This window comes from Actinopolymorpha sp. B17G11, from assembly GCF_040196095.1.
Classification (GTDB): domain Bacteria; phylum Actinomycetota; class Actinomycetes; order Propionibacteriales; family Actinopolymorphaceae; genus Thermasporomyces.
On sequence record NZ_JBEFTW010000027.1, the window covers coordinates 14,983 to 34,328 of the forward strand.

General features: G+C 67.9%; 13 protein-coding genes. 2 read left to right on the top strand and 11 right to left on the bottom strand.

Going from position 1 to position 19,346, the window contains the following annotated elements; genetic code table 11:
- Positions 1-384: 384 nt before the first annotated feature.
- Positions 385-2,211, bottom strand: a complete 1,827-nt coding sequence (locus tag ABN028_RS24140) for a glycoside hydrolase family 15 protein (protein WP_349698197.1) — start codon at positions 2,209-2,211, stop codon at positions 385-387.
- Between the two features lie 701 nt (positions 2,212-2,912).
- On the opposite strand from ABN028_RS24140, the gene ABN028_RS24145 reads away from it, so the two are divergent.
- Positions 2,913-4,010 carry a glucose 1-dehydrogenase gene (locus tag ABN028_RS24145; RefSeq protein ID WP_349698198.1) on the top strand — a complete coding sequence of 366 codons (1,098 nt, stop codon included), beginning with the start codon at positions 2,913-2,915 and terminating at the stop codon, positions 4,008-4,010.
- A gap of 782 nt (positions 4,011-4,792) precedes the next feature.
- Here ABN028_RS24145 and ABN028_RS24150 read toward each other — a convergent pair.
- From ABN028_RS24150 to ABN028_RS24170, 5 genes are all read right to left on the bottom strand, one after another.
- Positions 4,793-5,824 (bottom strand): alcohol dehydrogenase catalytic domain-containing protein, encoded by a 1,032-nt coding sequence (locus ABN028_RS24150; RefSeq protein ID WP_349694733.1) that lies wholly within the window; start codon positions 5,822-5,824, stop codon positions 4,793-4,795.
- 1,079 nt (positions 5,825-6,903) lie between these two features.
- Positions 6,904-8,424: an NAD(P)/FAD-dependent oxidoreductase gene (locus ABN028_RS24155; RefSeq protein WP_349698199.1), complete on the bottom strand. Its 1,521-nt coding sequence runs from the start codon at positions 8,422-8,424 to the stop codon at positions 6,904-6,906.
- A gap of 98 nt (positions 8,425-8,522) precedes the next feature.
- A complete protein-coding gene (gene zwf / locus ABN028_RS24160; RefSeq protein ID WP_349332392.1) occupies positions 8,523-9,899 on the bottom strand; it encodes a glucose-6-phosphate dehydrogenase in 1,377 nt (458 codons plus the stop codon).
- The gene (locus ABN028_RS24165) at positions 9,889-10,779 is read right to left on the bottom strand and encodes a Cof-type HAD-IIB family hydrolase (RefSeq protein ID WP_349332393.1); all 891 of its coding nucleotides are present in this window, start codon (positions 10,777-10,779) and stop codon (positions 9,889-9,891) included. The genes zwf and ABN028_RS24165 overlap by 11 nt, the downstream gene beginning before the upstream one ends.
- Complete coding sequence (locus tag ABN028_RS24170; protein ID WP_349698200.1) at positions 10,776-11,708, bottom strand: 2-deoxy-5-keto-D-gluconate 6-phosphate aldolase domain-containing protein; 933 nt, start codon at positions 11,706-11,708, stop codon at positions 10,776-10,778. Before ABN028_RS24170 ends, ABN028_RS24165 begins: the two co-directional genes overlap by 4 nt.
- A gap of 96 nt (positions 11,709-11,804) precedes the next feature.
- On the opposite strand from ABN028_RS24170, the gene rpiA reads away from it, so the two are divergent.
- Positions 11,805-12,497 (top strand): ribose 5-phosphate isomerase A, encoded by a 693-nt coding sequence (gene rpiA, locus ABN028_RS24175; protein ID WP_349698201.1) that lies wholly within the window; start codon positions 11,805-11,807, stop codon positions 12,495-12,497.
- A 59-nt stretch (positions 12,498-12,556) separates the two neighbouring features.
- On the opposite strand, the gene pgl is transcribed toward rpiA, so the two are convergent.
- From pgl to tkt, 5 genes are all read right to left on the bottom strand, one after another.
- The gene (pgl, locus tag ABN028_RS24180) at positions 12,557-13,219 is read right to left on the bottom strand and encodes a 6-phosphogluconolactonase (RefSeq protein ID WP_349698202.1); all 663 of its coding nucleotides are present in this window, start codon (positions 13,217-13,219) and stop codon (positions 12,557-12,559) included.
- A gap of 6 nt (positions 13,220-13,225) precedes the next feature.
- A complete protein-coding gene (gene gnd, locus ABN028_RS24185; RefSeq protein WP_349694682.1) occupies positions 13,226-14,254 on the bottom strand; it encodes a phosphogluconate dehydrogenase (NAD(+)-dependent, decarboxylating) in 1,029 nt (342 codons plus the stop codon).
- Between the two features lie 33 nt (positions 14,255-14,287).
- Positions 14,288-15,916, bottom strand: coding sequence for a glucose-6-phosphate isomerase (pgi, locus tag ABN028_RS24190; RefSeq protein ID WP_349698203.1), 1,629 nt, complete (start codon positions 15,914-15,916; stop codon positions 14,288-14,290).
- Positions 15,917-15,994: 78 nt separating this feature from the next.
- Entirely contained in the window at positions 15,995-17,068 is a 1,074-nt protein-coding gene (tal, locus tag ABN028_RS24195) for a transaldolase (protein WP_349698204.1), read from the bottom strand.
- Positions 17,065-19,206, bottom strand: coding sequence for a transketolase (gene tkt, locus ABN028_RS24200; protein ID WP_349698205.1), 2,142 nt, complete (start codon positions 19,204-19,206; stop codon positions 17,065-17,067). Before tkt ends, tal begins: the two co-directional genes overlap by 4 nt.
- Positions 19,207-19,346 lie beyond the last annotated feature (140 nt).

Consider the following 19,346-nt stretch of genomic DNA (forward strand, 5'->3'; position numbering starts at 1 on the left):
TTGATTCATGCCACCTCGGGCAGTCGGGGCGCGGGGTCCGGACGTGCCGTGCCGGCTTTCCGCATTGACGTCAGCACGGATCGATCCTGCTGGTCCAACGTCCGCCCCCTTGACTCCAAGATCGTCTCCCCGAGCCTGCGGCCGGGCAGATTCGCAAGGAGTCCTGTCAGACAGTGAGGGCGGGTCGACGATCACGGCCGCCAACGCATGAAGGCGCCCGTCAAGGCGGGAGCGGGCGGACCCGTTGACGTAGGCGGTGATCATCGATCGGCAAAGGTACCGGTCATGCCCCCGGGTGCCTGGCCCCACCCGGCGGTAGGGGTGAGTCGCCGAGCCCTGGTGACCATGCGACCTCGGACGCGGAGCTGGCGGCTTTGCAGCTGGTCAGCCCAGTGCGCGGTCGAGGTTGAACGCGGCGCTGATCAGTGCCAGATGGGTGAACGCCTGCGGGAAGTTGCCCTGTTGTTCTCCGGTATGACTGATCTGCTCTGCGTACAAACCAAGGTGGTTGGCGTACGTCAGCATCTTCTCGAAGGCGAGCCGGGCCTCCTCCACGCGTCCGGCGCGGGTGAGCGCCTCGACGTACCAGAACGAGCAGATGGAGAACGTGCCCTCCACACCCCGGAGGCCGTCCGGACTCGCTTGCGGGTCGTAGCGGTAGACGAGCGAGTCCGACACCAGGTCCTCGGTCAGCGCGTCGAGGGTCGACAGCCACTTGGGGTCGGTGGGGGAGACGAACTTCGCCAGCGGCATCATCAGGACAGCGGCGTCCAGGACGTCGTCGCCCTCATGTTGGACGAACGCCTGCCGCGTGTCGGACCAACCATGGCGCATGATCTCCTGGTAGATCGTGTCACGGACCATGCCCCAGTGGGACAGATCGGCCGGCAGACCGCGAGCCCGGGCCATCCGGATGGCGCGTTCGATGGCCACCCAGCACATGAGCCGCGAGTACAGAAAGTTCTTCCTGCCGCCACGGGTCTCCCAGACGCCCTCGTCGGGCTGGTTCCAGTGCTCGCAGACCCATCCGACCAGGTCGGACACCGTGTCCCAGAGGTCGCTGGAGATTGGCTCGCCCCACTTGTTGTAGAGGTAGATGGAGTCGATGAGCGCGCCGTAGATGTCAAGCTGGAGCTGGTCCGCGGCGGCGTTGCCGACTCGCACCGGCGCCGAACCCTGGTAGCCCTCCAGGTCGGGCAGTTTCCGTTCGGGCAGGTCGGTACGCCCGTCGATGCCGTACATGATCTGCAGAGGTCCGGACGGCCGGTCGGCGTGCAGGTCGATCCGGTCGGTCAGGAAGCTCATGAACTGCGCGGCCTCCTCGGTGAAGCCGAGCCTGAGCAGGGCGTAGACGCAGAACGCAGCATCACGGACCCAGAGGTAGCGGTAGTCCCAGTTTCGCTCACCGCCGATGTGCTCGGGCAGGCTCGTGGTCGGCGCGGCGACGATCGCACCAGTGGGTGCGTAGGTGAGCAGTTTCAACGTCAGTGCGGAGCGGTGCACCATCTCCCGCCAGCGGCCGCGGTACCGCGAGGCTGAGAGCCAGCGCCGCCAGAACGCCACCGTGGCGGTGAACTCCCGTTCGGCCTCGGCGTGTGGGCAGCCGCGCGGTTGCACCTCGCCGCTGACCCGGTCCAGGGCGAACACCTCCGACTCGCCCTGGGTGAGCCTGAACTTCGCCCGTACGTCCAGGCCGTCGCACTCCAACGGCACCGTGGCGGTCAGCGCGAGCGAGAGCGCCTCGGACTCGAAGAGCGCCATGGGGTCGAGCATCCGTAGGGTGTGCTGCTGGGCGGCGTACCCGAACCGGGGAGCGACCCGGGCCCGGAACGGGATCGTTCCGCGTACGCACACGACCCGCCGGATCAGCCGGTGCCGGTCGGCCTCGCTGGATTCGCTGACCGGCATGAAGTCCTGGATCTCGCCCACCCCGTCCTCGGTGAAGAACCGGGTGATCAACACGTTCGTATCGGGGAAGTAGAACTGCTTGGTCCTGGCCGGCGCGATCGCGCACAGCTCGAACGCCCCACCCCGATCCGCGTCGAGGATCGCGGCGAAAACACTGGGCGCGTCGAACGACGGACAGCAGTACCAGTCGATGGTGCCGTCCGTACCCACCAAGGCCACCGTGCGAAGATCACCGACCAGCCCATGATCTGCGACGGGGAGGTAGCGGGCGGCCGAGCCTTGGTACGTGGATGTTTCAGCCATCGTGGAAACCTTCCTCTACCACTTCATGGTGCGTCGGACGACGACCCTCCCGGTAGGTGACTCCTACCGAAGGCGGTGCCCGGCCTGGCACTCGATGGAGACCGCACGAATTCTGATCCCTTCCGTGAAGCCGAAATAACATGGATTGGTCAGCTTGTGTTGCCGTTGGTGGCAATGGAGCCGCGACGTACGAGACATTACTGTTTGTACCGAATGGCGTCCGGTCTGTCGTAGCACCAGACCATGTCTGCGGCCGCGGGACAATGGGGGTCCGAGGTGATGTGGTCGCCTCACACCGAGGGTCGGATTGACGTGACGTGCCCGGCGCCTCTGGAGGCGAAGAACGCGATGGCCGCCATGTCGTCGCGGTACGTGCTGAGCTCCACGCTGACTGCGCTGCGGCCGATGACGACGACGCGTTCGGGTCTCCTTGAGGCTGGTGACCTCGCGGTTGGTCCACACCGGCATGGTCGAGCCAATGGACGTCGCGCCGGCCCTCCCCTTGGCCACCGCCTCCCGACTGGCCCCAGGCCGACGACGACCGCATCGAACTGCTCGCTCGTGCCTGCGTGATACCCCGCGACCTCGTCGCAGTCGCGGGAGGATCGTCGCCTTTGTCCTCGCCCAGTGGGTGTCTCAAGACCCTGGTGAGGTGGTGGTCGGACAGGTGCAGTGAAAGGACAGGCGACCGGAAGGTGATCATGAAAGCGATTGCGGTCGTGCCCAGGCAGGCGGGTAGCGCGCATCTGACCGACGTCCGGAAACCGTCCGTCGACGACGTTCCCGGCGGACGTGGCGTCTTGGTCCGTGTCCTCCAGATCGGCCTGGATGGGACGGACAAGGAGATCAACGCCGGCGAATATGGCGCGGCACCACCAGGCGAAGACGTCCTGATCACGGGGCACGAGAGCCTCGGCGTGGTCGAGCAGGTTGGTCTCGCCGTCACCGAGCTGGCCCCCGGCGACCACGTCGTCGCCCGCGTCCGCCGGGCGGGTTCGAGTCTGTACGACATACTCGACACGCCCGACATGACCACCGACGACGACTACTTCGAGCACGGCATCAGCCGGGTCCACGGGTTCCTCACGGAGTACTACGTCGAGGAGCCGCGGTACCTCATCCAGATCCCGGAGCGCCTCTCCCACGTCGCGGTGCTGCTGGAGCCGACCAGTATCGTCGAGAAGGGCGTCCTCCAGGCTTACGAGATCCAACGCCGCCTCAAGGTGTGGCGACCCCGCCGGGCAGCCGTCCTGGGCGCCGGCACGATCGGCCTCCTCGCCACGATGATCCTGCGGAACCGCGGCCTGCAGGCCACCACGCTCGGACAGCGCGAGGCGCCGTACCTCAACTCCGACCTGGTGGAGGCGTTCGGTGCGCGCTACGCCAGCACCAGAGCGACGCCGTTGGCGGACGTGGCCGGCGAAGGCGGCTTCGATCTCGTCTTCGAGGCCACTGGCTACTCACCGATCGTCTTCGACGCGATGTCCCACCTGCTCGCCAAGAACGGTGTGCTCGTCCTGTCCAGCGTCACCGGCGGCACCCGGCGGACCGAGATTCCCTCCGACGCGATCAACCTGGATTTTGTCCTGGGCAACAAAGCGATGTTCGGCACGGTGAACGCCAATCGGGAGCACTTCGAGGCAGGCGTCCGTGATCTCGCCGTGGCCGAGCTCCAGCATCCGGGCTGGCTCTCCCGCCTCCTCACCCACGCGGTCCGCGGGCTCGACCACTTCAGCGACGCGCTCGACCAGCTCAGTGCGCCCGGCGCCATCAAGGTCTACGTCGAGGTCAGCTCCTGAGGAGACGCCGTGCGGTGGCGGACGTGGTGGCGCGAGCTGTCCGGACCCCGGCGGCACGCGCTCGTCGGCGGACCGTGTGTCGCTGAGAGCGTCGCTGAGAGGACTACGCGGCCGTAGCTACCAGGGCACGATCACCGAGATTGAGAGTCCGCCTACATGCTGGGGCAAAGTCGCTGGAATTCGCATCCGCTGGGATGGTGAGCCAGCGAGCCACGACAGCTTCCTTCCCGCCGACTCGGCCTCGGTGAAGAGGATCAGCATCTGAACTCCTCTGCCACTCCACGGACGTACACCGGCTCCTGCGCGATCTGCACATCCAACCCGCGAACCGCCGACTCCTGGATCCTTGCCGCATCTACGGTCGCCTTCTCCGCTTCAGACACTGATGATCCTCTCCTGCCGGAGGAACGCCCCAGCATTCCGGATCACCGGCTCACCCACGAACTTCCTGACTGTCCCAGGCGAGGTGGTCGACCACCCGCCGGCGGGGGACTTAGGGATCCGAACAGCAACCCGACTGGCCGCAGAGTCACATTCGTTGCGGTAGTACACCGCGACAAGGCAGCACCCGATCATCCAACGGATGGATCCACCGTGGTCCCGGGCCGGTCTGGTTCTGCACCTCGAAGTCGCACGACGCCCAAGCCTGCCAGACTGGAGCACCGAAGACCCAGCGAACACCTGGATCCAGCTATCTGACTCAGTATTGATCACCTGCATCCGAGGCAATGATCGACCGGCGCGGGCCCTACGTACAAGACACGCCGAAATCTTAACAGCCCTTACGGGACGGCGTTTTGGCTGCGATCAGGTATGAGAACTCCCCGGAATCGCATTGCTCCGGCGAGCATCTTGTCGAAGGCTTGTGGCGCATCCTCCAGCGACGCCTGCTCGGTGATGGCCCGGACCCCGGATTGAGCGGCGAATCGCATCGTCTCCTCTACCTCCTGTGAAGTGCCGGAGGCATGACCGCGCAGCGTCTTCTGCCCGGTAATAAGCTGCGCCGGACTAACTTCGATCTTTTCCAGGGAGAATCCGATGACGATCAGCTCGCCGTGGGGACGTAGGCCATCGATGGCCGTCGTCATTGCCGCCGGCTGCGGCACGGTGGCCAGGATGACCTTGGCGCCACCGAGTGCTTTCAGCGCCTCGGGCACATCTTGCGCCGTGCTGTCGAGGTAGTGGTGGGCGCCGAGTTGCCTGGCGGTCGCTTCCTTTTTGCCGCCGCGGTTGATGACGACTGTGTCGAAGCCCATCTTGTCAGCGAACTGGACCGCCAGATGCCCCAGCCCGCCAAGCCCGAGGACCGCGACCAGATCGCCGGGCCATGCCGAGGTGCGGCGCAGCGCATTGAATACTGTCACGCCTGCGCAGCCCATCGGTGCGGCATCGGCAAACGTCAGCTCCTCGGGGATACGGGCAAGCGCGCTGGTCGGTACGACGGTCGACTCGGCGTACCCGCCCGGATAGGCAAGCCCGGGCACCTGGAGGTTCACGCAGTTGATCGCGTCACCCTCGCGGCACGACTGACAGGTTCCGTCGTTGCCACCGAACCAGCCGACGGCCACACGGTCGCCGATCTGCCAGTCGACGATGCCGTCGCCGAGCATGTCGATTCGGCCGGCGACCTCGTGGCCGAGTGTGAGCGGGAACGGTCCGACGCCGAACGCGCCACGCACCATGCTGATGTCGGTCCCGCACATACCGCACGCCTCGACAGCGATTCGGACCTCCCCCTCGCCGGGGCTGGGCTCCGGGACGTCAACGACACGTAGCGGTGCATTGACCTGACTGACCTGAACCGCGCGGATCATCTTGGTCACTGACCGACCTCCTCGAGTTGGATCACCTACCAGTCGTCCCAATTCATCACTTCCGCACTGCATCCGGGCAGAAACGCGGCACCGCTCGTGCTGCGGGCCGGCGTTACAGGCATCGCGCGGATGCTACTTCTGAAGCGCTGTGCTCTATGTGCCCTTCGAGGGCTGGTCGCGTGCTGGCATAGTCGTTCTCGCCCGGACAAGTGTCCTGAATGACCTGCTGTCCTGGGTAGTGCACAGGTCGACTGCTACTCGCATGGGCCGTCCGGGCCTCATGATGGCGTCGCCGGCATTATCCCTAGGAGGGATAATGTAAGCCCGTTCCTATCCAGCGCGAACCGGAACTGGTCGGACGGACCGTCGCCGCCCTCGTGCCCCCGGCGAGGTCACTGCCGTCTGCAAGCCGCGACTCTGGCACAGCGAGTTTCTCGCCTTCCAGAAACAGCTAGCCCGCGCCTACCCGACACCAGCAACAGCGGCTTGCACCTGATCATGGCCAACTCTACGCGGCCCACAAGCATCCGCGGGTCCAGGCTGGCAGCGAATCCCCGGACCCAATGTCCACTTCATCTCAACCCACGCGCGCTCTAAAGGGGGTGTCCGATTAACGGTGGATCTTGGTCTGGCATCTAGTTGGTGCCGCTTGGCGTGGTGCGGTGATGGGCAGGGGCGTCGCGCTTGTCCGGGCGCGTGTCAGTCGGGTGAGGTACGCCGCTGTGCTGAGCGCTGCCGGGCGCTTTGTGCCGGTGCACCTCGTCAACGACGTTTCCGAACGCTGACCACCTTTCGCCCTCGATCAGGCGCTGGAGGCCTGGGCCGTTCCGCGTCCAACGCCTCGCCGCGCACCCTGACCGATCCCGCCCTGCCGGCTTCTGCCGCGCAGGCATGTGACCCGGCCAAGCAGGGTTTCGTCCTCAGGTGGTACACGGCGTGGCGCACAAACTCTGCGCGAACCACCAGTTGGCCATACTGGAACATCGAGCCGCGCCGACCGGAACCGTCGGTGACGTCGTCGCCGGCGGTTGGTTGCCACCCGGCCGAAGGGAAGTCGAAGGCGCGGGCCGGCACGGCGCTCAGGTACCCGCGTCCAGCCCGGAGCTCCCGCGCCGTCCGAAGGACGATCCCGGTGGACCATCATGTTTTCCCGCATCGGGTTTCGCGGCGCCAGTCGGTTTGCCTTCCCGTCCGTGCTCGGACGTCACCTGGCGCGGCACGGTCCCCAGACCGGGCTCCTCGTCGGCGCCCGATGGCGCCGGCTTCCCCGCCTGGCTCGCCGCGATGACCGCGTATATGTCGCGGGCCGCGTCGATTTCGCGGGTGGTGAAGGCCCGCTCCGGGCGTACCTCCCGGGTGAACGCCACCAGCCAGGTCGCGACCGCCATGAGGCGGTTGCGAAAGCCAGTGAGGAAGGCGATGTGCACGACGAGCCATAGCAGCCAGCCGATGAACCCACCGCAGCGTAGCCGCCCTCTCGCCACCACCGCTTGGCCACGGGCGATGTAGGCAGCCGAGCCGAGGTCGCGATACCGGAACGGATGGCGACTGTGGGCGCGCCCTTCTGCCAGCCGACGGAGGCGGGCACCCGTGTAGTGACCGGCCTGCATGGCGGTCTCCGCGACGCCAGGCAGTCGGTCGACGCTCATGAGGTCGCCGACCACGGAGATTTCCGGATGCCCGCGGATGGTGAGGTCCCGCTCGACCCTGATCCGCCCGGAGCGGTCCTGCTCGGCTCCGGTGGCCCGCGCGATCGCGTGGGCGAGGGGCGGAGCGGCCACGCCCGCAGTCCACAGCACGGTGCCCGCGTCGTGGCGGACTTCGGTGCCGTCTTCCTTGCGCGCTGTCAGGCCGTCCTGGTCGACGCTGGTGACGAGGGCACGCATGTGCAGCTCGACGCCGAGCCGCCGCAGGGTGTCCCTGGCCCGCGCGGAGAGCTTCGGGCCGAACGAGGCGAGCGGCTCGCTCCCACCGTCGAACAGCAGGACGCGGGCATCCTCGGGGTGGCTCAGACGGAACTCGTTGCGCAACGTGTGGGTGGCGAGCTCACGGATCTGGCCGGCTAGCTCCACCCCCGTCGGCCCGGCCCCGACGAGTGCGAAGGTCAGGCGGTGCTGGCGCTCCTCCGGGGTAGGGGCCGACTCTGCCTGCTCGAACGCGCCGAACAGTCGCTGCCGGATCGTGAGGGCGTCCGCGATCGACTTCATGCCGGGCGCGTGAGCCGCAAACTCGTCGTGGCCGAAGTATGACTGGCAGACGCCGGCGGCGACCACGAGGTCGTCGTACGGGATCTCCATCCGGGTCCCACCGGGGCGCAGTGCGATGACCTGCCGCCGGGCGGGATCGAGGTCGACGACCTCGGCGAGGAGGGTGTCGACGTTCTGTTGGCGTCGGAGAACCTCCCGCAGCGGGGTGGCGATCTGTCCCTCCGACAGGATCCCGGTGGCGCATTGGTAGAGCAGCGGTTGGAACAGGTGATGGGCGGCACGGTCGACCACCGTCACCCAGAGCGGGGCGCGACGTAGGGCGCGGGCGGCGGCCAGGCCGGCGAAGCCACCCCCGATGATCACCACGCGGCGGGGTGGGTTGTCCGGGTCCATGCCTCCGTCTCCTCTCTGTTTCTCTCTGTTTCTGCCTTGGTGTCGAGGACGTCCGCCAGGACCGTTCTCCGCAAACCACCGGCCGGACCGAGGCCGGCTTAGACAGCCGGGTCGTGCCACCGGGTGCCGGCCGGGAGGACGTCGGCCGCCTCCTGCGGTCCCCAGGTGCTCGGTGCGTACCTATGCAGGGGTACGACATCGCCAAGGATCGGGTCGACAATCCGCCAGGCGGCCTCCACGGAGTCCTCGCGGGCGAAGTAGAAGTCCTCTCCTTCGAGGGCGGCGCCGATCAGCCGGTCGTACGGCCGCGGGTCGGAGCCGGGCTGCTGGGCGAAAGTGAGCTCCTCCGTCTGGGCCTGCGCCGCGATGCCGGGTTTCTTGCCTGCGAGCGTGAGCGAGACCGCCGTCTCCGGGCGTACCCGGAACCGCAGGTCGTTCATGGCGTGGAAGGACTCCAGGCCGCAAACATTGTGCTCCGGCTGGCGGAACTTGATCGTGACCTCGGACGCGCTCACCGGGAGGCACTTTCCGGCCCGGATCGAGATCGGCACGCCGGCCCACCGCTCCGAGTCGGAGGTCAGTGTGGCGGCGAAGAACGTCTCGACCGTGGAGTCCGGTGCCACACCGTCTACGTCGCGGTAGCCGTCGTACTGGCCTCGCACCACGTCCTTCGGTGACAGGGGATGCAGGGCCTTCATCGCCCGGGTCCGCTCGTGCCGCCAGGTCCGGACCCCCTGGCTCGGTTCTTCGGCGATGACGCTGACCAGGAGCTGCAGCAGGTGGTTCTGCAGCACGTCGCGGACCGCGCCGGCCCGGTCATAGAACCGGCCCCGGTCCGCGACGCCGAAGTCCTCGGCCATCGTGATCTGGATGCTCTCGACAAATGTGTTGTTGAGCAGCGGGTCGATGATGGAGTTGGCGAACCGTACGTACAGAATGTTCTCGACCGGCTCGAGGCCGAGCCAGTGGTCGACGCGGAAGATCGCGTCCTCCTGGAACACCTTGTGCATCGTGGCGTTGAGCTCCTGCGCGCTTGGGAGGTCGGTGCCGAACGGCTTCTCGACCATGACCCGAGCGTCCCGGTCACGACCGACCGACGCGATCCCGTTCGCGATCCGGCCGAACAGCTGCGGCGGGACCTCCAGGTAGAAGAGGGTGCGCTGGCGGGAGCCGAGCCGGTCGGCGATCTCCTGGTAGGTGGCGTCGTCGTTGAGGTCGCCGTTGACGTACTCGAGGAGCCCCAGCATCCGCTGCGCCGACTGGCTCTGTGGGTCGATGCCGTTGTGCCGCAGCGACTCGGCGGCGTACTCACGGAGCTGCTCGGCCCCCCACCCGCTGCGGTGTGATACCCCGATGATCGGGACATCGAGAGCCCCGCGCTCGACCAGGCTGACCAGGGCGGGGTAGGTCTGCAGCTTGGCCAAGTCACCGGTCGGACCGAAGATGACCATTGCGTCTATTCGTTCACGTCCCATCTGATTGCCCGCCTTTCCTACTCGTGGCCCTGGTCGTGGTGTCCGACCGAGGACTGGTACCGCCGCCGGCCGTCGGGAGCACGTAGCGTTCGACGGCGTTCGCGAAGCCCTCATCGGAGTTGGCTGTGGTGCACCGGCGGGCGGCCCGTTGCACGTCGAGGCTCGCGTTGCCCATCGCGATGGAGAGACCCGAATGGGCGAACATGAGGACGTCGTTGGGCATGTCGCCGATGGTGGCGATCTCCTGCGGCGGTATCGCGTACTTCTGGGACAGGAACGCCAGCACGCCGCCCTTGTTGGCCTCGGGATGGGTGACGTCGAGATAGTAGGGCTGGGAACGCGCCGCGGACACGTGGTCGCCGTACTCCGCGTCGGCGGCCTTCGAGGCGGCGGCCACCGCGTCGAGGTCGTCGCTGACGCCGACAATCTTGGCGACGTCGTGCTGGTCGCCGTAGTGGTCCAGGACCGTGGGTGGGAACCGCACGGTCCAGGCCTCGCGCGCTACGTGCGGGCCGTTCGCGTCACGGACGTACCATTCCGTCCCCTGATAGAGCCAGACGTCCAGGTGGTATGCCTCCAGCAGCGCCGTGACGGGTGCAACGAGCTCGTCCGGGATGGTCCTCTGCTCGATGACGGACATGTCCGGATGGACGAAGATGCCGCCGTTGAACCCGGCGATGGTCGTTGTGACGCGAAGCGGCTCGACAAGCATGGCCATGCCGCGCGGCGGGCGGCCGCTGGTGATCGCGAAGAGGATGTCCGCGTCGTAGAGCCGTCCCACCGCGTCGACTGTCCGGTCGGTGAGGATCTTGTCGCCCGTGACCAGGGTGCCGTCGACGTCGGCGAGCATCAGCCGAATCGGTGGAGTACCGGCGTTCATGGCCGCACACCTGCCATGACACCGGACGTGGTGACTGCGAGGTCGATCAGCTCGCGGTACCGGTCGGCGATCGTGGCCGCAGCCTGGTCCGCGGTGACGGTGGCGGCAAGCCAGGCCCGCAGCGGGTCCTCCCACAGGGTCCGGCCGACCGCGAAGCCGATGAACCCGGGTACGCCGGCCGCGATGCGGATCCACTCGCGAACCTTGGCCTCGTCGGCGCCGCGCCCGAGGACGACGCAGCTGACGTCATCGCGGTCGCCGGACCGTGCCTGCTCCACGACCCGGGCGCAGTCGTCGTGGGTTTCCAGTCCCTCGATCTTCCAGATGTCCGGTTCGACTCCGGCCTCCTGCAGGGCGCGGATGGTGGCGACGACGAGCGAGGGTCGCAGCTCGCGGTCGAACCACTCGTGGCTGTCATCGCACCGGGCGAGCTGGTCGTCGGTCGGGGGCACCAGCAGCTCGAACAGGAACGTCCGGCCGCTGTCGTGCAACCACCTGGTGAGCTGGGCGAGCCGGTCGTTCTGGCGGGCGTTGACCTGCTGGTCACCTTCCGGGTTATAGCGGACGAGCACCTTCGAAAACGTCGGGTCGAACCGTTCGATGTGCGCACCGAACTCGCTGCCGTACTCGAAGTCGAACTCGGCCTGGCCGGACTTCTCCACCGGCATCGCGAGCAGGTGGCCGGCCGCCTGGGCAGCTGTGGCCACCTCTGTGCCGAACGCCTCGTCGACGAGGACGCCGGCCGCGTCGGGCGGTGCCCCGTGGTCGACGGCCCGGGTGAACCCCTCGTAGATGATGTTCTTGGCGTCCACGATCCCGTCGCGTACGGCCGGCGGGATCGGTGGTCTGGCGCCGAACAGGTCACGCTCGAACGATCCTCGATGGTCGAACGCCAGGAGGTACAGGGGCCTGCGGTAGCCGAGGGTCATCGCCATCTCTCCTCTCGTGGGCGGTCCTCCCCTGGTGGACGGTCCGGGCGCGACCGTGGGTGTGTGGCACTGCGGGATCGGGGAGACTCTGCCGGTGTGAGTGCTGAGCGGGCCGAACGGGTGCGCGCCGAGCGGGAGCGTGCCGAGCGGGAGAAGCGGCTGGCGGCCGAAGCGGCCGCGGAGCTCGTCGCCGGCGGCATGACGGTCGGTCTGGGCACTGGCAGTACGGTGGCCTACCTGCTTCCGGCGCTCGCCCGGCGCCGACAGTCGATCCGCTGCGTTGCGTCGTCTCCGCGTACCCGGCAGGCCGCGGAGGAGCTGGGGCTCACCGTCGAGGCGTTCGGCACCCTCGACCATCTCGACCTCACCATCGACGGAGCCGACCAAATCGCGCCCGGCGGCTGGCTGGTCAAGGGTGGAGGCGCTGCCCACACCCGGGAGAAGATCGTGGCCGCCGCGGCTACCCGGTTCGTTGTCATCGCCGACTCGCGCAAGCCGGTGGATGCATTGCATCCCCCGATCCCGGTCGAGCTGCTCGAGTTCGGCCTGCCGGTCACGTTGCGCCGGCTCGCCCCGGTGGCACTCCGGGACGTGCCGCGCAGCCCCGACGGCGGCGTCATCGCCGACTACCACGGCGACGTCGGAGACCCCGCCCGGCTCGCGGCACGGCTGGCCGCGACACCGGGACTCGTAGAACACGGACTGTTCCCGCCCGACCTGGTAGCAGAAATCCTCATCGGACACGGAGACTCGGTCGAGCACCGTACGATCGGCGGATCGAGCCGCTGACACCCGTGCCGGCTTCTGCGGCGGCCGTTTCCCCCGTACCCGCAGGCTCGCCTGCCCGGTCATGAGCCCGAGGCTCCACGGTCGGCGACGATGAGTGACTCCCGCGCTTCGACCCGGCCGGCCGGGATGGACTCGTCACCGGCGAGCACCTTCGCCAACGCCGGTTGTTTCTCCGCCCCGGTCACCAGCCAGAGCAGCTGGTCGGCCCGAGCGAGTGCCGGATAGGTGAGCGTCATCCGCGGATGGCCCTGGTAGTCGCCGGTGACCGCGACCAGATGGTCGGTCACCTTGAGCACCGGGTCGTCGGGGACGAGGGATGCAGTATGCCCGTCCGGTCCGAGACCGAGATGGATGAGGTCAAAGCGGTGCGGCAGCAGCCCGGCGTATCGGTCGGCGGAGGCGTCCAGGTCGGGGTCGGTCACCGGCATGGGGACCACCTCGGCCGGCGCCCGTCCCAGGCTGGCGCGCAGGTGGGTCAGGTTGCGGGCGGGGTCGCCGTCCGGGGCGACCCTCTCGTCGACCTGGAAGATCACGATCCGTTCCCACTGGAGGTCCCGGGTGGTGAGTTCGGCGAACATCGCCCACGGGGTGTGGCCGCCGCTCACCGCGAACGTGAACCGCTCGTGGTCGGTGATCGCCGCCCGGCTGCGTTGGACCACGATGTCAGCGGCCGCTGCGGCCACCGCGTCCGGAGTGGTGAGGACTTCGAGCTCGTGCTGCATGGGCCTTTAGTCTTTCTTCTCGGCGTGGCCGCCGAACTCGGCGCGCATTGCCGACATCGCGGCGTCGGCGAACTGGCCGAGCCCGCGGGATTCAAACCGCTCGTTCAATGCGGCGGTGATAGTCGCGGCAGGAACGCTCTCCTCGATCGCCGCGATCACTGTCCACCGTCCCTCACCGGAGTCGGAGACCCGACCGGCGAAACCGTCCAGCTGAGGGGAACGGGCCAGAGCCTCGGCGAGCAGGTCGATCAGCCAGGACTGGATAACCGAGCCACGGCGCCAGACCTCGGCAACCTCGGCCACGTCGAGGTCGTACTGGTAGGCCTCCGGGTCGCGCAACGGGGCGGTCTCTGCATCGACCTGGCGGCCCTTCTCGCCGATGTTCGCGTGCCGCAGAATCGACAGTCCCTCGGCGACTGCGGCCATCATGCCGTACTCCACACCGTTGTGAACCATCTTCACGAAGTGCCCGGCACCGCTCGGGCCACAGTGGAGATAGCCCTGCGGCGCGGTCCCGTCGCGGGTCCGACCCGGTGTGAGTGCGGCGCTCCCGCTGCCGGGAGCGATGGTGGCGAAGATCGGGTCGAGCCACTCCACCGTGCGACTTTCGCCGCCGATCATCAGGCAGTAGCCGCGCTCCAGGCCCCACACGCCACCCGAGGTCCCGCAGTCCACGTAGTGCAGCTGCCGCTCCGCCAGCTGTCTCGTCCGGGCGATGTCGTCGCGGTAGTAGGAGTTCCCGCCGTCGATGACGATGTCGTCGCCGTCGAGCTGACCGACCAGCTGGTCGAGGACGTTTTGGACGACGCCGGCGGGGACCATCATCCAGACCGCCCGGGGCCGGTCCAGCTGGGCCACGAGATCCTCGAGGGAACTGGCGCCGCGAGCGCCTTCGGCAACCAGCGCTTCCACGGTGGCCGGGTTGCGGTCGTACGCCACGCAATGGTGGCCGTCGCGGGTCAGCCGGCGGACGAGGTTGGCCCCCATCCGGCCAAGCCCGATCATGCCCAGTTGCATGGGTCTGTCCGTGGCCATGGTTGGTCCCCCCTCGGCTCGGGTGGTGCTCGGTCAGGTGCGCATCGCGCGGTAGCGGCGGATCAGGGCGTTGGTGGACGAGTCGTGCGTGAGCTCGGGTTCGGTGTCGCTCTCCAGCTCCGGCGCGATCCGGGTGGCCAGGACCTTGCCGAGCTCGACCCCCCACTGGTCGAAGGAGTCGATGCCCCAGATCGTCCCCTGGGTGAAGACGCTGTGTTCGTACAGCGCGACCAACGCTCCGAGCAGCTGGGGCGTGAGCTCCTTGGTCAGCAGGACGTTCGACGGCCGGTTCCCCTCCATCACCCGGTGGGGCACGACGTCGGCCGGCGTGCCCTCAGCGCGTACGTCCTCCTCGGTCCGGCCGAACGCCAGTGCCTGCGCCTGCGCGAATACGTTCGAGGTCAGCAGGTCATGGTGGTTCCGGAGCGGGTTGAGGCTCCGGCCGAAGCCGATCAGGTCGACCGGGATCAGTCGGGTGCCCTGATGCAGCAGCTGGTAGAAGCTGTGCTGGCCATTCGTGCCCGGCTCGCCCCAGTAGACCGGACCGGTGTCGTAGTCGACGGACCGGCCATCGAGCGTCACATGCTTGCCGTTGGACTCCATGGTGAGCTGCTGGAGGTAGGCCGGAAACCGCTTGAGGTACTGGTCATACGGCATCACGCCGATGCTCTGCACTCCGAAGAAGTTGACATACCAGCACGTGAGCAGCCCCATCAGCACCGGAAGGTTCTGCCCGAGCGGTGCCGTCCGGAAGTGCTCGTCCATCTCGTGGAAACCGGCCAGCATCTCCGCGAACTGCACTGGGCCGATCGCCACCATCGTGGACAGGCCGATCGCCGAGTCCATCGAGTAGCGACCGCCCACCCAGTCCCAGAAGCCGAACATGTTCTGCGTGTCGATTCCGAACGCCGCGACCTTCTCCGCGTTCGTCGACACCGCGACGAAGTGCTTCGCGATCGCGTCCTCGGAGCCGAGCTCGCCGACCACCCAGTCCCGGGCGCTGTGCGCGTTCGTCAGCGTCTCCAGCGTGCCGAACGTCTTCGAGGAGATGATGAACAGCGTCTCCTCCGCGGTCAGGTCGCGGGTCGCCTCGACGAAGTCCGTGGCGTCGACGTTGGACACGAACCGGAACGTCAAATCGCGGTTGCTGTAGTGGCGCAGCGCCTCGTACGCCATCACCGGGCCGAGGTCGGAGCCACCGATGCCGACGTTGACGATGTTCCTGATCGGCCTGCCGGTGTGGCCCGTCCACTCGCCGGAGCGGATCCGCCGGGCGAACTCGGCCATCCGGTCGAGTACCTCGTGCACCTGCGCCACGACGTCCACCCCGTCGACCACCAGCGAGCTGCCTTTCGGCATCCGCAGCGCGACATGCAGCACCGACCGGTGCTCGGAGGTGTTGATCGGCTCTCCGGCGAACATCATGTCGCGCCGGCGTTCCAGCTCGGACTCCTCCGCCAGCTGCATCAACAACCGCAGCGTCTCGTCGGTGACACGATTCTTGGAAAAGTCGAGGTAGATGCCGGCGGCTTCGGCGGTCAGCCGCTGGCCCCGATCCGGATCCATCTCGAACAGCTCACGTAGGTGCCGCGGGCCGATCTCGGCATGGTGCTGCTCGAGCCCCTTCCAGGCGGGTCGTTCACGTAGTGGAGTGGTCGGCATCGGTCGCTCCTCCGGTGATGGTGTACGCCGGCCGGCGGGTGTCGCTATTCGACGTGTCGGCGTCGAGCTGTCAGTGCATCAGGTGAGCGCGGTGCGCTGGGTGGAAATCCGTTCCAGCAGGTCCTTCCAGGCTGCCACGAACGCCTTCGCACCCTCCCGCTGGAGTCGCTCGGCGAGCGCGTGTACGTCGACCCCGGCGTCGGCGAACCGGGCCAGCATCAGGTCGCCCTCGCCGCCGTCGGCGGGCATCGGCTCCCCGACCTCGCCGTGGTCGTGGAACGCCTCCAGCGTCGAGTCCGGCATGGTGTTGACCGTGAACGGCGCCGCGAGCCCGTGGACGTACAACGTGTCCGACGCGGCCGGGTCCTTCGTCCGGGTGCTCGCCCACAGCAGGCGCTGTGCCCGCGCCCCCGCATTCAGCAGCCGCTGCATGTCGTCGGAGTCGAGCAGCTGCCGGTACGCGCGGTAGGTGTCGAGGCCGACCGCCAGGCCGAGCTGGTCCTTCAACTGCGCGGACACCTGGTCGGCCACCGCCGCGTCCCACCGGGACATGAACACCGACGCGACCGAACCGACCGCCGGGTCAAGGTTGAGGTCGACCCGCCGCTGCACTCCGTCGAGGTACGCCTGCGCGGCCGCGCGATAGTGGTCGGCGGAGAACAGCAGGGTGACGTTCACGGGAATGCCGGCCGCGACGGTCTCGGTGATCGCCGGCAGGCCTTCGGCCGTACCGGGGATCTTGATCAGCAGGTTCGGGCGGGCCGCGCGCGCATGCAGACTCTGGGCGGCCGCGATCGTCGCGTCGGTGTCGTACGCCAAGAGCGGTGACACCTCAAGCGACACCCAGCCGTCCACGGCGTCGGTGCGTTCGTGGATGGGCAGGAACAGGTCCGCGGCCCGCCGCAGGTCCTCGATCGCCAGGTCGAAGAAGACCTCCTCATCGGAGCGGTCCGGTGCCGCGCATGCGCGGATCGCCTCGTCGTAGTAGCCGCTCTCGATCGCCTTGTCGAAGATCGACGGGTTCGAGGTGAGTCCGGTGATCGAGTAGCTGTCGATGTAGTGCTGGATCTCGCCGTCGTCGAGCATCCGGCGGGTGATGTTGTCCAGCCACAGGCTCTGCCCGCGAGCGTGTAGCTGCTGGGTTGCGGTCACTGGCGGTCCCTTCCGGTGGGCGGGGGCGCGGAGGCTGGTCCCGCGGCGGGTGGCGGCGCGGTGGGTTGAGGGGTGCCGGCACGGCGCGCCTGCTCGGCGACGAGTGCCCGGGCAACCTCGGTCACCCGTTCCGGGGTGAAGCCGAACTTCGTCAGCAGCTGCTTCAATGGCGCCGACGCACCGAACGTGTCCATGCCGATGACGGCGCCGGCCGGTCCGACGTACCGGTCCCAACCCAGCGTCGATGCCTGCTCGATCCCGACCCTGGCCGTGACCGCCGGTGGGAGAACCTCGTCGCGGTACTCCCGGGGCTGTCGGTCGAACAGCTCCCAGCACGGCATGCTCACGACCCGGGCGCCGATCCCGTCGGTGGCCAGCTCGTCCCGCGCGCTGAGGGCGAGCGCCACCTCCGAGCCCGTGGCCAGCAGCAGGACGTCCGGCGTACCACCCGACGGCGGGTCCGCAAGCACGTACGCCCCGCGCTCGACTCCCTCCGCCCCGTGCAGCACGGATCGGTCGAGGGTCGGCAGCGACTGCCGGGACAGGACCAGGGCGGCCGGCTCGTGGCGGAGCGCACCGACGACCCGCCAAGTCTCGACCACCTCGTTCGCGTCGGCCGGGCGGAACACGAACAGCCCGGGCATCGCCCGCAACGACGCGAGCTGCTCGACCGGCTGGTGGGTCGGCCCGTCCTCGCCGACCCCGATCGAGTCGTGCGTGAAGATGTGCACGACCGGCACCTCCATCAACGCCGACAGCCGGATCGCGCCCCGGGCGTAGTCGGAGAAGATCAGGAATCCCGACCAGTACGGCCGGAGCTTGGTCAACGCCATCCCGTTCGCGATGGCGGCGGACGCGTGTTCACGTACGCCGAAGTGGAGGTTCCGGCCACCGCGCTCGTCGGGCTGGAAGTCGCCGGCACCTTCGAAGCGCAGCAACGTCTTCGTCGACGGCGCCAGGTCGGCCGAACCGCCGAGCAGCCACGGCACCGCCTCGGCGAGCTGGTTGAGCACCTGGCTGGAGGAGTCACGGGTGGCGAGCCCCTTCGGGTCGGCCGGGAAGTCCGGAAGTACCGCGTCCCAGCCGGCCGGCAGCTCGCGGCGCTGCATCCGCTCAACCTCGTCGGCCAGGTCCGGGTAGGCATTGGCGTACTCCTTGAACGTCGCCTCCCAAGCGGCCCGAGTCGCCTGCCCACGGGCGCCGATCCCGCCCTCGAACCAGTCGCGTACGCCGTCCGGCACGTAGAAATCTTTGTCGTCGGGCAGCCCGAACATTCGCTTGGTTGCCTTCACCGCCTCGGCACCGAGTGGCGCACCGTGCGCCTTCGGTGAATCCTCGAGCGGCGAACCGTACCCGATGTGGCTGTGGACGACGATCAGAGTCGGCCGCGCGGTTTCGGCCTTGAACGACTGTATGGCCCGCCGGATCGCGTCCAGGTTGTTCGCATCAGCGACGGTCGTGACGTTCCAGCCGTACGCGAGGAAACGGGCAGCCACATCCTCGGTGAACGTGATGTCGGTGTGCCCCTCGATCGTCACCCGGTTGGAGTCGTAGATCCAGCACAGGTTCGACAGCTGCTGGTGCCCGGCGATGGAGGCCGCCTCGGACGAGATGCCTTCCATCATGCAGCCGTCCCCGGCCAGCGCGTAGACGTCGAAGTCGAACAGCGTGGCATCGTTGCGGTTGTACCGGGCGGCGAGCCACTGGCCGGAGATCGCCATCCCGACCGACATGGAGACGCCCTGGCCGAGCGGTCCCGTCGTCGCCTCCACCCCGCTCGTCAGGTGGTATTCAGGATGACCTGGACAATGCGAGCCGAGCTGACGGAACGTCCGGAGGTCTTCGAGGGTGACCGCGGGACGACCGAGCACCTCGTAGTCGGGGTCGACGGCACGTACGCCGGTGAGGTACAGGAGTGACCAGAGCAATGCAGACGCATGCCCCTCGGAGAGCACGAACCGGTCCCGGTTCGGCCAGATCGGATCAGTGGGATCGAATCTCAGGTACTGCTGCCACAGGGTGTAGGCGACCGGCGCGATACCCATCGGCGTACCAGGATGCCCCGACTTCGCCTTCTGCACCGCGTCCATGCACAGGCCACGGATCGTGTTGATGGACAGCGAGTCGAAATCCGTCATACGGACAGGCTGTTCCGCTCGGCCCTACCTAACAGGGGCCCGCCGGCTCGCGTCGCCCGGGGCCAAAGACCCGACGACCCCTGTGGGTCCCCGGGCATGTCACCGCGCGTAGGGCACCGAATCTCCGGATACCGTGTCAG

What these genes read in the sequence shown, in the direction of transcription:
- gnd (WP_349694682.1), bottom strand. Translation starts at nt 14,254, where the DNA reads ATGGCCACGGACAGACCCATGCAACTGGGCATGATCGGGCTTGGCCGG.
- ABN028_RS24140 (WP_349698197.1), bottom strand. Translation starts at nt 2,211, where the DNA reads ATGGCTGAAACATCCACGTACCAAGGCTCGGCCGCCCGCTACCTCCCC.
- ABN028_RS24155 (WP_349698199.1), bottom strand. Translation starts at nt 8,424, where the DNA reads ATGGACCCGGACAACCCACCCCGCCGCGTGGTGATCATCGGGGGTGGC.
- ABN028_RS24150 (WP_349694733.1), bottom strand. Translation starts at nt 5,824, where the DNA reads ATGATCCGCGCGGTTCAGGTCAGTCAGGTCAATGCACCGCTACGTGTC.
- zwf (WP_349332392.1), bottom strand. Translation starts at nt 9,899, where the DNA reads ATGGGACGTGAACGAATAGACGCAATGGTCATCTTCGGTCCGACCGGT.
- ABN028_RS24170 (WP_349698200.1), bottom strand. Translation starts at nt 11,708, where the DNA reads ATGACCCTCGGCTACCGCAGGCCCCTGTACCTCCTGGCGTTCGACCAT.
- pgl (WP_349698202.1), bottom strand. Translation starts at nt 13,219, where the DNA reads ATGCAGCACGAGCTCGAAGTCCTCACCACTCCGGACGCGGTGGCCGCA.
- pgi (WP_349698203.1), bottom strand. Translation starts at nt 15,916, where the DNA reads ATGCCGACCACTCCACTACGTGAACGACCCGCCTGGAAGGGGCTCGAG.
- ABN028_RS24165 (WP_349332393.1), bottom strand. Translation starts at nt 10,779, where the DNA reads ATGAACGCCGGTACTCCACCGATTCGGCTGATGCTCGCCGACGTCGAC.
- ABN028_RS24145 (WP_349698198.1), top strand. Translation starts at nt 2,913, where the DNA reads ATGAAAGCGATTGCGGTCGTGCCCAGGCAGGCGGGTAGCGCGCATCTG.
- tkt (WP_349698205.1), bottom strand. Translation starts at nt 19,206, where the DNA reads ATGACGGATTTCGACTCGCTGTCCATCAACACGATCCGTGGCCTGTGC.